General features: G+C 41.6%; 9 protein-coding genes. 6 read left to right on the top strand and 3 right to left on the bottom strand.

What is annotated here, in order from left to right; translation table 11 throughout:
* The first annotated feature begins 155 nt into the window (after positions 1 to 155).
* Both pflB and pflA read left to right on the top strand, forming a co-directional pair.
* Complete coding sequence (pflB, locus tag OHT75_RS17225; RefSeq protein ID WP_264728852.1) at positions 156 to 2,438, top strand: formate C-acetyltransferase; 2,283 nt, start codon at positions 156 to 158, stop codon at positions 2,436 to 2,438.
* 87 nt (positions 2,439 to 2,525) lie between these two features.
* Entirely contained in the window at positions 2,526 to 3,263 is a 738-nt protein-coding gene (gene pflA / locus OHT75_RS17230) for a pyruvate formate lyase 1-activating protein (RefSeq protein ID WP_264728853.1), read from the top strand.
* 39 nt (positions 3,264 to 3,302) lie between these two features.
* On the opposite strand, the gene yfbV is transcribed toward pflA, so the two are convergent.
* On the bottom strand, positions 3,303 to 3,746 hold the full coding sequence (gene yfbV, locus OHT75_RS17235; protein WP_264728855.1) for a terminus macrodomain insulation protein YfbV: 444 nt from the start codon (positions 3,744 to 3,746) through the stop codon (positions 3,303 to 3,305).
* A gap of 185 nt (positions 3,747 to 3,931) precedes the next feature.
* Between yfbV and ackA the strand changes: the two genes are divergently transcribed.
* The 4 genes from ackA to OHT75_RS17255 all read left to right on the top strand — a co-directional run bounded on the left by ackA (position 3,932) and on the right by OHT75_RS17255 (position 9,297).
* Positions 3,932 to 5,134, top strand: a complete 1,203-nt coding sequence (gene ackA, locus OHT75_RS17240; protein WP_264729077.1) for an acetate kinase — start codon at positions 3,932 to 3,934, stop codon at positions 5,132 to 5,134.
* A 231-nt stretch (positions 5,135 to 5,365) separates the two neighbouring features.
* A complete protein-coding gene (pta, locus tag OHT75_RS17245; RefSeq protein WP_264728857.1) occupies positions 5,366 to 7,513 on the top strand; it encodes a phosphate acetyltransferase in 2,148 nt (715 codons plus the stop codon).
* A gap of 422 nt (positions 7,514 to 7,935) precedes the next feature.
* Positions 7,936 to 8,373, top strand: coding sequence for a nuclear transport factor 2 family protein (locus OHT75_RS17250; protein ID WP_264728858.1), 438 nt, complete (start codon positions 7,936 to 7,938; stop codon positions 8,371 to 8,373).
* 699 nt (positions 8,374 to 9,072) lie between these two features.
* The gene (locus OHT75_RS17255) at positions 9,073 to 9,297 is read left to right on the top strand and encodes a hypothetical protein (protein ID WP_264728860.1); all 225 of its coding nucleotides are present in this window, start codon (positions 9,073 to 9,075) and stop codon (positions 9,295 to 9,297) included.
* Positions 9,298 to 9,363: 66 nt separating this feature from the next.
* Here the strand turns inward: OHT75_RS17255 and hrpA are convergent, their stop codons facing one another.
* On the bottom strand, positions 9,364 to 13,275 hold the full coding sequence (gene hrpA / locus OHT75_RS17260; protein ID WP_406682047.1) for an ATP-dependent RNA helicase HrpA: 3,912 nt from the start codon (positions 13,273 to 13,275) through the stop codon (positions 9,364 to 9,366).
* Positions 13,276 to 13,374: 99 nt separating this feature from the next.
* The gene (locus OHT75_RS17265) at positions 13,375 to 13,791 is read right to left on the bottom strand and encodes a CBS domain-containing protein (protein ID WP_264728863.1); all 417 of its coding nucleotides are present in this window, start codon (positions 13,789 to 13,791) and stop codon (positions 13,375 to 13,377) included.
* Positions 13,792 to 13,903 lie beyond the last annotated feature (112 nt).

Raw genomic sequence — 13,903 nt, forward strand, 5'->3', positions numbered from 1 at the left:
CAGACAAGATGCATCAGGTTGTCTTGAAATGAATATCACCAAAAACCTGAAAAGAATTTTATAGCCGGTTAGCTAAGCTAGTGTGACTGATGTTAAAGCCGCAGTAATGCCAAGCAGACTGACATACCGATCCATTAAGTTTAAAGGTAATAAAGATGACTGATCTAACAACGGTATTCGCAAATGCATGGAATAACTTTGTCGCAGGTGACTGGAAAACTGAAGTCAATGTGCGTGATTTTATTCAAAAAAACTACACACCTTATTCTGGTGATGAATCATTTCTAGCGGATGCTACCGATGCCACATTATCTCTATGGGATAAAGTGATGGAAGGCATCAAACAAGAAAACACCACCCACGCCCCTATCGACTTCGATACTAAAATGGTATCGACCATTACCTCTCACGATGCGGGCTATATTAATCAGTCGCTTGAAACCATCGTAGGTTTACAAACCGATGCACCACTTAAACGTGCCATGCTCCCTAATGGCGGCATTCGTATGGTGGAAGGTTCATGTAAAGCTTACAACCGTGAATTAGACAGCGACGTTAACTATGTATATTCAGAATTACGTAAAACCCATAACCAAGGTGTATTCGATGTTTATACTCCTGAGATTATGGCGTGTCGTAAATCAGGGGTTTTAACCGGTTTACCTGATGCTTACGGCCGTGGCCGCATTATTGGTGATTACCGCCGTATTGCGTTATACGGTATCGACTATTTAATGCAAGACAAGCTTGCCCAGTTCACTTCCTTACAAGCGCAGATGGAAGCGGGTGAAGATCTAAACAACGTCATTCAACTTCGAGAAGAAATTGCAGAGCAACATCGTGCACTTGCTCAAATGAAAGTGATGGCAGCTAAATATGGCTGTGACATTTCAAAACCAGCCACTTCAGCTAAAGAAGCCATTCAATGGACTTACTTTGGTTACCTTGCGGCAGTAAAAAGCCAAAATGGCGCGGCAATGTCATTAGGCCGTACATCAACCTTCTTAGATATCTATATTGAACGTGATATCAACAATGGTGTAATTACTGAGCAACAAGCGCAAGAGATGGTTGACCATTTTGTAATGAAGTTACGAATGGTGCGCTTTTTACGTACGCCTGAATACGATGAGTTATTCTCTGGTGACCCAATTTGGGCAACCGAATCTATTGCAGGTATGGGTGTAGATGGTCGCACGCTTGTAACAAAATCAAGCTTCCGCTTCTTGCACACGCTATACAACATGGGCCCAAGCCCTGAACCAAACATCACAGTACTTTGGTCAACACAATTACCGCAAGCCTTCAAAAGCTACTGCGCCAAAGTCTCCATTGATACCAGTTCAATTCAGTACGAAAATGATGATTTAATGCGTCCTGATTTCAACAATGATGACTATGCTATTGCATGTTGTGTTAGCCCTATGATTGTAGGTAAACACATGCAGTTTTTCGGCGCGCGCGCTAACCTAGCAAAAACCATGTTATATGCTATCAATGGTGGTGTTGATGAAAAACTGAAAACACAAATTGCACCTAAAACTGCTCCTATCACATCAGACGTACTCACATTTGATGATGTTATGGCACGTTTAGACTCGCAAATGGATTGGTTAGCAACCCAATATGTCACTGCGTTAAACACGATTCATTACATGCATGACAAGTATTCTTACGAAGCGGCATTAATGGCATTACATGACCGTGATGTTCGCCGTACTATGGCATGTGGTATTGCTGGCTTATCGATTGCAGCGGATTCACTTTCAGCCATTAAATATGCCAAAGTGACACCAATTCGTGACGAAAATGGCATCGCTATCGATTTTGAAATTGAAGGCGACTATCCAAAGTTTGGAAACAATGATGCACGTGTAGATGATATCGCTTGTGATTTGGTAGAACGTTTTATGGACAAAATTCGCCATAAAAAAATGTACCGCAATGCGATTCCAACTCAATCTATTTTAACCATTACCTCTAATGTTGTTTACGGCAAAAAAACCGGTAATACACCAGATGGGCGTAAAGCTGGAGCACCATTTGCTCCGGGTGCTAACCCTATGCACGGCCGCGATGAAAATGGCGCCATTGCTTCATTAACCTCCGTGGGTAAACTACCCTTTGAGCATGCACAAGACGGTATTTCTTATACCTTCTCAATTGTACCAAATGCTTTAGGTAAAGAAGACACTGCACGCCGCAATAACCTTGCAGCATTGATGGATGGATACTTCACCCACAATGATCGTCAAGAAGGTGGCCAACACTTAAACGTGAATGTAATGAACCGTGAAATGCTAGAGGATGCCATCGTCAATCCTGATAAGTATCCACAGTTAACTATTCGCGTATCAGGTTATGCAGTCCGTTTCAATGCGCTGACCCCAGAGCAGCAGCAAGATGTTATTACCAGAACCTTCACTAAAGGTTTATAAACTCTGCTAAAATTAGCTGTATCGAATATTCGATACAGCTTTTTTCTTTGCTCAATTTATAGGTACTCAGCATATAAAGGGGTTGTTATGACAATCGGTCGTATTCACTCAATTGAATCATTTGGCACTGTAGATGGTCCCGGCATTCGTTATATTGCTTTTATGCAAGGCTGTTTAATGCGTTGTCAGTATTGTCACAACCGTGACACTTGGGATTTAGACGGTGGTAAAGAAGTCTCAGTTGATGAGTTAATGTCGCAAATCATGACCTATCGCCCGTTTTTAGAATCCAGTGGCGGTGGTGTTACTGCAAGCGGTGGTGAAGCAATTTTACAAGCTGAATTTGTTTCTGCGCTTTTTAAAGCCTGTAAGCAACAGCATATTCACACTTGCTTAGATACTAACGGCTTTGTCAGAAAATACGACGCTGTTATTGACGAGTTACTTGATAATACCGATCTTGTGCTGCTCGACATTAAACAAATGGACGACCCAACCCATATTCTACTCACTAAAGTCAGTAATCAACGTACATTACAGTTTGCACAGTACCTAGCAGAACGTAACCAAAAAACCTGGATACGTTATGTTGTTGTTAATGGCTTTACTGATGATGTGGCATCTGCAATCCAATTAGCAGAATTTATTAAACCGATGCAAAACGTGGAAAAAGTGGAATTATTACCGTATCACCAACTTGGTGAACATAAATGGCAAGCTTTTGGCGAAACATCCCCTTTAGCCAATGTGTCTCCACCCAGTAAAGAAACCCTGTTATCCATTCAACAAGTTTTTACCGAACGTGGAATAGCAGCTCATTTTTAACTACGCTTGAATGAGATTAGCCCTTGTGTTTTCGCTTGATTATAGCTCATCCCAATAATGTGTGTCCAAGCGTTCAAAGGCAATATTAAGCAGTACCGCCAAATCTAAGTAACACGCTTTGGCGCCTAACGGTTGGCAAGTAACCCCCATTTGATTGAGCTTTTGACTCAGCTGGTTACTCCAATCAAATAAGGTTAACGGTAATGGGTGGCGAGCACGCCATCCTAACCATAATAGTCCCTGAATAGGCAGACTGATGATAAGCAAGGTCATCGCTAAGGTTTGGGGTAAATGTGCCCAACCTAATACATAAATTTGGCTAAATGCGGCAAACAGGGCAATAACAGGCATTGCCCAAAAAGCAGTTTGAGTGGCTTTTACCACTCGATATTCAGGAAAATAAAAGCTTAACTGGCGCACCATAGGCCAAGTAGACATGTATTTTTTACCGTCGCGAATTAGCGTGACAACATTGAGTACCAAAAAGAATTACCTAACATGATGGAACATGCTTAAACAATAGCATATTGAGTAAGTTTGTCCCAAATAAACAGCCAAAATGATATTGGCTAACACGATACCCATGCGCTGCTTCACCTCGATCAGGTTGCGCATTGTATAAAATTGTTGATTAAGCTTATTAAGGTCTAATTATGTCAGATAACCAAGTGTCAGATAATTTAGTATTAGTTTTAAACTGTGGCAGTTCATCACTTAAATTTGCCGTTATTGGTGCCGAATCAGGTGAAGAGCATATTTCGGGGTTGGCAGAATGCTTTGGTCTTGAAGATTCCCGTATCAAATGGAAAGCTCAAGGCGGCAAAAATGAGGCCAAATTAGGCGCATTTACCGCGCATCGTGAAGCTGTTGAATATATTGTTAAAACGATTCTAGCTGGCCAACCAGAGTTAGCCGCACAAATTAAAGCCGTTGGGCATCGTATTGTTCATGGTGGCGAGAAATTTACTCGTTCAGTGATTATCACCCCAGATGTGATTCAGGGAATTGAAGACTGTGCATCACTTGCACCATTGCATAATCCTGCGCATTTGATTGGTATTCGTGCGGCAATGGCCTCATTTCCATCATTACCACAAGTCGCGGTATTCGATACCGCTTTTCACCAAACGATGCCTGAAAAAGCGTACGTTTATGCCTTGCCATATAAACTTTATCGCGAACATGGCATACGCCGTTATGGCATGCATGGCACCAGCCATCTTTATGTTAGTCGCGAAGCGGCTAAAGTACTGAACAAACCGATTTCAGATACCAATGTTATCGTCGCTCACTTAGGTAATGGCGCGTCAGTAACAGCCATCAGAGGGGGTAAAAGCGTCGATACATCAATGGGGTTAACACCACTTGAAGGTTTGGTGATGGGCACACGCTGTGGCGACTTAGACCCTTCGATTATTTTTCATTTAGTCGACCAGTTAGGTTATACCCTTAAAGAAGTGAATAATGTACTGAACAAGCAAAGTGGCCTTTTAGGCATTTCTGAACTGACCAATGATTGCCGTGGCATTGAAGAAGGCTATCAAGATGGACACAAAGGCGCCACACTCGCATTAGAGATTTTCTGCTACCGTTTGGCGAAATACATTGCAGCTTATACCGTGCCACTTGGACGTTTAGATGCGATTATTTTCACCGGCGGCATTGGTGAAAACTCTGACATCATTCGTGCAAAAGTTTTGGATTTATTAGCTATATTTAACTTCACCGTTGATGAGACTAAAAACAAAGCAGCACGTTTCGGTCATGATGGCATTATCACTGCGGATAATAGCCCTGTTGCGATGGTGATCCCAACCAATGAAGAATGGGTTATCGCTGAAGATGCGGTTAAGCTAATTTCAGCTAAGTAACGACAAATCTGAATATTAAGTATATGCCAAACAGGCATTTGCATGGCTCATTGGGTTATTCTGACATACAAATCCATGCAATAGCTTAAGCACTGATTTATGCATTTGCCTGTTGTCATGCCACAGTTCAAGTTTGCACCTTAGACATTGAACTTAGATTGTCTTTACACCAATTATTTATCGCTTAACCCCAGTTTAGGTTAGGTAAACATTACATGATTAGAGGTTTTTATGTCTCGTAATATTATGCTGGTTCCAATCGGAATAGGCGTGGGTTTGACATCGATCAGTTTAGGTATGGTACGCGCCCTTGAACGCAAAGGCGTTAAAGTGCAGTTTTTCAAACCTATTGCTCAAATTCGTTCAGGCGATAAAGGCCCAGAACGTTCAACTACGATTTTAAGTAAGTCGCCAACGGTGAACCCACTTGAACCATTTAACATGGATCATGCTGAAGCCTTAATCCGTTCTGAGCAAACAGACGTATTAATGGAACAAATCATTGCCAGAGCCGCAGAATGTGCATCAAATACTGAAACGATTGTGATTGAAGGTTTAGTGCCAACTCGCAGCCATCCATTTGCAGATGACATTAACTACGAAATAGCCAAAGCACTTGATGCGGATGTGGTATTTATTGCCACCCCAGGCAATGACACCCCCAACGGTCTAATGAACCGATTAGAGATAGCTTATAACTCGTGGGGCGGAGTTAAAAACAAACGTGTTATTGGTGCGGTAATCAACAAAATTGGCGCACCTACTGATGAAGAAGGCCGAGCTCGTCCGGACTTATCTGAAGTATTTGATCATAATGACATCAAAATTGGCGATACCGCTGGGATGTTCCAGTTACCAGGTAAAAGTCCGTTACGTATTTTAGGAAGTGTCCCCTTTAATTTGGATCTCATTTCACCACGAGCATCGGATTTGGCAAAGCATTTAAATGCTAAAATCATCAACGCGGGTGAAATGCATACCCGCCGCATGCGTCGAGTAACATTCTGTGCCCGTTCGATCCCCAATATGGTTAACCATATTAAAACCAACTCATTGTTGGTAACTTCAGGTGATCGCTCTGATGTCATTGTGTCCGCGTGTTTAGCGGCAATGAACGGCGTAAAAATTGGTGCTTTACTGCTAACCGGTGGTTATGAACCTGAACCTGAAATCATGAAGCTTTGTGAGCAAGCATTTGAGACTGGCTTGCCGGTTTTCTTAATTGACAGTAATACATGGCAAACGTCGCTTAATATTCAGCGATTTGATCATGAAGTGCCTGTTGACGATTCAGTGCGCGTGGAAAAAGTACAAGAGTACGTTGCCAGCCATATCGATCAAAGCTGGATTGAAAGTGTCACTCAAGACTCAACCCGCGAACATCGTTTGTCGCCACCTGCATTCCGTTACAAGTTAACAGAGCTTGCCCGTGCTGCGCGTAAGACCATTGTACTGCCTGAAGGTGAAGAACCTCGTACAATCAAAGCTGCGGCAATTTGTGCTGAACGCGGTATTGCCCGTTGTGTGCTTTTAGGTAACAGAGAAGAAATTTTACGTATTGCTTCTGTTCAAGATGTCATATTAGGTGAAGGCGTTGAGATTATCGATCCTGAAACAGCACGTGACAGATATGTAGAGCCAATGCTTGGACTTCGTCGTCATAAAGGGTTGACGGAAGTGGTTGCTAAAGAGCAATTAGAAGACAACATGGTATTAGGTACCATGATGTTAGCTGAGGATGAAGTGGATGGTATTGTATCAGGTGCAATTAACACCACTGCGAACACTATCCGCCCACCTTTACAGCTGATTAAAACGGCGCCAGGTTCAAGTTTAGTGTCTTCAATCTTCTTTATGTTGATGCCTGATCAAGTACTGGTTTACGGCGATTGTGCGATTAATCCAGATCCGAATCCTGAGCAATTAGCAGATATTGCCATTCAGTCTGCTGAGTCGGCTGCGGCATTTGGTATCGAGCCACGAGTTGCGATGATCAGCTACTCTACAGGTACCTCAGGTACAGGTTCTGATGTCGATAAAGTGCGTGAAGCAACCCGTATTGCTAAAGAAAAACGTCCCGACTTAATCATTGATGGTCCACTTCAATACGATGCGGCTGTAATGCCAAATGTAGCACAATCTAAAGCGCCAAATAGCCCTGTGGCTGGTAAAGCAACCGTCTTTGTATTCCCAGATTTAAACACAGGTAACACCACCTACAAAGCGGTTCAGCGAAGCGCCGATTTGATCAGTATTGGGCCTATGCTTCAGGGGATGCGTAAGCCTGTAAACGATTTATCCCGTGGTGCATTAGTTGATGATATTGTTTACACCATCGCATTAACAGCCATTCAAGCTGCACAAAATGAAGTAAAATAGGCCACTTCAACGGCAATTTATTGCTAGGTCGATAACACAAAAAAGCACTGCTGTAATGGCAGTGCTTTTTTATTACAAATTTTTACTGGATGAGGTAATTTTTAACCAAGAAATATAGAACATAAAAAACAATGAGTTATGCAGTTTCAGCGAATTCGTTAACATACTTGTCCACAGATTCTGTGGATAACCTTTAAGACGTGCACTTTTAACGACTATTGAAATCAAGGTCGTGGCTAGGTTTAACTTTCTGTACACTTTCACCATAGCAATTTTTACACTAACCTTGCTAGTACTAAATTAATTATAGATACTATTAGTCATTCATTTGGTTAAGTTTTATACCAACCCCATGACTTAAAACGGGTTTGCGTTTAATTTCTCCCTTACCTGCAGTTTTTTATAAGGTTATCAATATTCTTATGTACAGATTCATTCTAATTTTCAGTTTATTAGCATTATTTGGCTGCGAGAAGCTCATCGAAAAAACAGAAGCACCACAAACTCCAGAAAGCGTCACGCTCAGTTTTTTTGAAGCCATTTATACCGACAGAGATGTTAGTAAAGCCCTCCCCTATGTCACCCCAGAGATGAGAGAGGTACTGGAACATTACCATATTGCCTCATCAGTACAACGTCATGTATTAGGGTTGTCAATGACAAACGTAACTATGAGTATTGATGAAATTGATATCGACTTTTTCCGTAAGTTTACCGATGAAGTGACCATTATTGTAAAAATGGAAGGACTAAAAGGCGGTAAACCTTGGGTTGATGACCGCACTCTTCGTCTTGAAAAACAAGGTAAAAAATGGGTGATTATTGAAGTTGTACCAGAAAAAGGTCGTATTAACGGTTAAACACTCCCTTCATCTTGATAGCCTGCAGATTGATCGCACTTAAGCTTGCAGGCTTAAGCACAGCTATACATTACATTTTCAACCACACATCCACTTAATCTCAAATACTCTTAACAAGCCGCGAATTGTTGAACGTAAAAAGATAAAAAAATAGCAGCCTAGGCTGCTATTTTTAAATGTGCTTGTAATGTCTCTTGGAGAGTCAACCTAAATCCATAGATTGTTATTGCGAGTTCAGTAGTGATTACTCTTCGTCAGAAGGTAATGACTCTAACACGTCGTCTTTTACTTGGTAGTAAGCGTTTTCGTATTCATGAACTTCCATAATCACTCCAATCTTCTTTTAAGGTCGTTGAGGGGCTAGGTATGTTTATTATTGTGACAATTTTGTCAGTAACATTTGCCTATTCACAGAGAAGAGTACCAATCGCGTTCTTCTTGCTCACAAGTATATCAACCAAAGGATCCTCATTACTAGCCTTAGTGCCAACTTATTACAAAAAACTTACAGAATTGAATGTTTTTATTGCTGAATAATGCAATTTCAACCAAAAAAACATGAAAGACTTTCACAATGTTAGTCGTTTTTTATACCACCAATGCAAGTATTTTAAGGTTCATTGCTACCAATGGTTATAACAGAGCATTTTCTTTAAGACTATATTGTAAGTAACCCCAACTGGTTTTTAGGGAGTAATAATGAATACACTTATTGAATATGAAGCTAGCAAATTAGTGGATTTGTTTGGTAAAGCAGATGATTTAGCGATGCATTTGTTTATGGATAACATGAGCATGCCTGTGGATGTTCAAGACAGGCTCATCAGCGAGATCTCTGCGCTAAGCCAGATTAATCAACAATCTGTGGGTGAAATTATTGAGCATTATGGCCAAAGCCTGCTACCGGAACGTTTGCGTTGGTAATACATTGTCATTAAAAACCTCAATTTTCAGCACAAATTGAGGTTTAGCCTTAATCATCAATGCAATTTAAACTTGATTAATGTGATTCAAAATACGTTTTTCAGATATAGGGTAAGCTGTGCCTAGTACTTGGGCAAAACATGACACACGATACTCCTCGATCATCCATCTTGCCTCTATTAACGCGTCAGGCACGGGTTGCAAACGAGGCACTTTAGCTAGCTGCGCAGCCAGTATTGCTTCAACCTTGCTAATACTGTGCATGTGTAATCTATCTCGGCTTGGATCCACAGGTAATTTGTCTAAGCGATTTTCTATCGCGGATAAATAACGCGCTACGTCCGCTAATTTATCCCAACCACATTCCTGTACAAACCCTTTATAAACCAATTTATCCAGCTGGGTTTGAATGTCACTCATAGCAAATGCTATATCTAAACTGATTTTACCTTTCAAACGTTTTTTGATCTGTTGGTAAATCGTCAACACCCTTTCTACTTTTAAGGCAATTTGTTCCGCAGTAGAATTTAACTCTTGCCTAACCCAATCTTTTGCTTGTTCAAATTGCTGCTCATTACGAATATCCAGATTTTTTTGATCAAGCAATTGTTGCACAGAGGCTTGAATAATATCATCAATCAATAATTGCACCTGTCCAAAAGGATTGAAGTACATTGCCAGTTTCGCTTTATTAGGTAAGGATTTTTGTAAATGCTTAACCGGTGAGGGAATATTGATGAGTAATAGACGCCTGATCCCTAACCTATGCTGTTTAGCCGCTTCAAGTTCATCATCAAACAGTTTAATTGCCACATCAACTTGATTATCAATCAACGCAGGAAAGGCTTTTACCTCGTAATTGCCTTTTCGTTGTTGATATTGCTCTGGCAAGTTACCAAATGACCATGAGGTTAAACTTTCCTGTTCAATCCCTTTATCAGCCACCTGTCGAATGGCTTTGGCCACCACACCTTGTAACTGCTCTTTTAACGGTTCAATTTGTCGACCTTGAGCAACTAAGCGGCCTTTGTCATCTTCTATTTTAAAGTTAATTAATAGATGGGCAGTTAATTGGCTAAAATCAAAATCATCAGGGCTAATTCGAGTACCGCTCATGCGAAGCAATTGCTTACATAAACTGTCAATTAAGGGTAACTCAAACGGTGTCATCGCCTGCACACATGCTTTAGCATAATCCGGTGCGGGAACAAAATTACGTCGTAAAGCCTTAGGCAAAGATTTAATTAATGCAATGACTTTCTCTTCTCTCAGTCCAGGTACTAACCAGTCAAAATCTTGATCATCTATTTGATTTAATAGTGCAACCGGAATATGAATAGACACACCATCATCGGCACTTGCTGGTTCAAAATGGTAACTGACTTTCAGCGCTAAATTCCCTTTATGCCACACTTCTGGAAAATCTAAAGCGGAAACATGATCAGCACTGCGCTGCATCAATAGATCTTCATTAAAATCCAATAATTCAGGTTGTGCTACGCGGGCTTTTTTCCACCATTTAAAAAATAGCGGCGCGTTATAAATACCTTCTGGAATACGAGGTTCATAAAAATCCACCAACACGTCTTCATCCACCAGAATGTCACGACGTCTGGATTTATGCTCCAGACTTTCAATGTCTTCTAACAACTTTTGATTATTAACAAAGAACGCTTCTTTCGTTTGTAACTGACCTTCAGCAAGCGCGCTTCTTATAAAGATTTCACGGGCTTCAATTGGCTCAATGGGGCCATATTGCACTCGACGGCGATTAACAACCGTTAAGCCATACAGCACTTGGTTTTCAAAGGCGACCACGCTGCCCGCTTTCGCTTCAAAATGCGGTTCTACATGATTTTTCTTAATTAAATGCGTAGCTAATGGTTCTAGCCATTCAGGTTGAATTTTGGCACAGCAGCGGGCGAATAACCTTGAGGTTTCAGTTAACTCTGCCGCCATAATCCACTTAGGGCCTTTTTTAGCTAATGGCGATCCGGGAAAGACAAAAAACTTTCTATTTCGCGCACCTAAATACTCATTGTTAACGTCTTTAAAACCAATATGGCTCAGTAACCCCGCCAGCAATGCTTTATGTAAATTATCGTAACCTGCTGGCGTATCATTAAGGCGCCACTTTAATTCGTGAACAGCCTGTTTCAGTTGGGTATACAAGTCTTGCCATTCACGCACCCGTAAATATGCTAAATATTCATCGCGGCACTGTTTTCTAAATTGACTGGCAGAAAGTTCTCGTTTTTGATCTTTAATGTGATCCCATAATTTTATCCAACTGCTAAAATCTGAATCTTTATCAGCAAATCGGTTATGACACTCATCTGCAGCTTGTTTTTTCTCTATAGGACGCTCACGCGGATCTTGTATCGATAATCCTGCGGTGATCACCAGCGCTTCATGTAAGCAGCCTTGTTGATTGGCTTCAAACACCATACGAGCTAATCGAGGATCAAGGGGTATTTTGGCTAAATTACGCCCCAGTTGGGTAAGCACTAAATCGCCCTTTTGTTTCTTTACAGCTTGTAACTCTTCTAGCAGTAAAAAACCATCACGAATATGCTTTTGCTCTGGTGGTTGAATAAATGGGAACCCTGCAATATCTCCCAAACCAATCGCCAACATTTGCAAAATAACCGAGGCTAAATTTGTGCGTAAAATTTCAGGGTCAGTAAATTCAGGGCGCTGATTAAAATCGGCTTCATCGTACAAGCGAATGCAAATCCCGGGGCCAACACGACCACAACGTCCTTGACGCTGATTAGCACTGGCTTGCGAAATAGGTTCTATCGGTAAACGTTGCACTTTTGTGCGATAACTATAGCGACTTATTCTTGCGGTTCCTGGGTCAATGACATAACGGATCCCCGGAACCGTTAATGATGTTTCTGCCACGTTGGTGGCCAGTACGATGCGACGACCGATATGGCTACTAAAGACTTTAGATTGTTCACCATAAGATAACCGTGCATACAAAGGCAAAATTTCGGTATCGCGATAATTCTGTTTTCGCAGCATATCGGCAGTATCTCGAATTTCCCGCTCACCGTTCATAAAAATGAGGATATCACCGGGACCTTCGGCAATCAGCTCATCAACGGCGGAAAAAATCCCATCTGTAACATCACGATCTGCGTCATCATCTTGCACTAAAGGACGATAACGCGTGTCTACTGGGTAGGTACGGCCAGAAACTTCAATCACTGGTGCATTGTCAAAATGTGTTGAAAACCGCTCAACATCGATGGTTGCGGAAGTAATAATGACTTTAAGTTCGGGACGTTTTTTGAGTACTTGTTTTAAATAACCTAAGATAAAATCAATATTGAGACTACGCTCATGCGCTTCATCGATAATGATTGCATCGTATTGATTTAAATACTTATCCGATGTGAGTTCGGCCAATAAAATACCGTCGGTCATTAGCTTAACGTAGCTATTTTCACTGATAGCATCAGCAAAACGGACTTTAAAGCCCACAATTTCACCTAGCGGACTCTTCAATTCATCGGCGATACGACTGGCAACACTTCGAGCAGCGAGACGTCGTGGTTGGGTATGGCCAATAAGACCTCGGCAACCCAAACCTAAATCTAGACATATTTTAGGCAACTGGGTGGTTTTACCTGAGCCTGTTTCGCCCGCCACTATGACCACTTGATTGGTTGCTATGGCACTGGCAATTTCATCACGTTTTTGTGAAACAGGTAAGTCATCTGGATAATGAATTTTAGGACGGTTATTCAGGCGTTGTTGTACTTTTTCAACCGATGCAAGTGCCCTTGCTTCAAGTTCCGCCATTTCAGCTTGCCTCGCAGCTTCACTCTTGGGCGCTGAGTTGCTTTGCTTATTAAGACGGAACAAACGGCGACGAATATAGGCCGCGTCGGTTTGCACACAACGCTGTAAGAAGGCTTTAGAGAGTGGCTTAATATCCGCGTTCAAATTTGTTTCCTTGGCTAGCATCGATATTTAAATAATCGATCCTAGCAAGGAAGCGGACACATTGGTATGTTTTAGCGCATCAGAATGGTGGCTTTTTAGGCACCTATGCCGATAATCGCTTTATGCGGGTGATAAATAACATTGTTGCATGTAAGTGTTCATCGCTTTTAGGACATCTTGGCGGGTAATCGCCCCAATGACTTTGCCTTGATCAACCACAGGATAAATTTTAGGTTTTGCGCCTGTCATTTGTTCAGCTAAGTGCAACATACTGTCTTGCGGGCCAACACTTAACACCTCGGTACGCATACAATCTTTTACTGTACTGGTTAGGTCGCAGTGATAACTACTTTTTAGCATCACAGCCAAACAATCCTGTTGTGATAAAAAGCCAACTAACTCGCCTTGTTCGCCAATGACTGGCGCGCCGGGACGATTGCTGGTGAGTAACTTTTCAACCGCCACAGCAATTGACATATTAGCCTTTAACAGCACTGGGCGTTTATCCATATAATCAATTATTTTAATAGAATCCATTGCATTTCCCCATAATGTTTTTTGGCACAATCCTCCTGATATATTCAGGTTTAGCGCATAGGATTGGGCGACTTATATTTAGGTTGTTAAGGGCGTTGCCACCTCAGCTGAC

It is taken from the genome of Shewanella subflava, from assembly GCF_025971955.1.
Taxonomy (GTDB): domain Bacteria; phylum Pseudomonadota; class Gammaproteobacteria; order Enterobacterales; family Shewanellaceae; genus Shewanella; species Shewanella subflava.

Coding starts and splice junctions, on each gene's coding strand:
- OHT75_RS17250 (WP_264728858.1), top strand. CDS start 7,936: ATGTACAGATTCATTCTAATTTTCAGTTTATTAGCATTATTTGGCTGC.
- OHT75_RS17265 (WP_264728863.1), bottom strand. CDS start 13,791: ATGGATTCTATTAAAATAATTGATTATATGGATAAACGCCCAGTGCTG.
- hrpA (WP_406682047.1), bottom strand. CDS start 13,275: ATGCTAGCCAAGGAAACAAATTTGAACGCGGATATTAAGCCACTCTCT.
- pta (WP_264728857.1), top strand. CDS start 5,366: ATGTCTCGTAATATTATGCTGGTTCCAATCGGAATAGGCGTGGGTTTG.
- OHT75_RS17255 (WP_264728860.1), top strand. CDS start 9,073: ATGAATACACTTATTGAATATGAAGCTAGCAAATTAGTGGATTTGTTT.
- pflB (WP_264728852.1), top strand. CDS start 156: ATGACTGATCTAACAACGGTATTCGCAAATGCATGGAATAACTTTGTC.
- pflA (WP_264728853.1), top strand. CDS start 2,526: ATGACAATCGGTCGTATTCACTCAATTGAATCATTTGGCACTGTAGAT.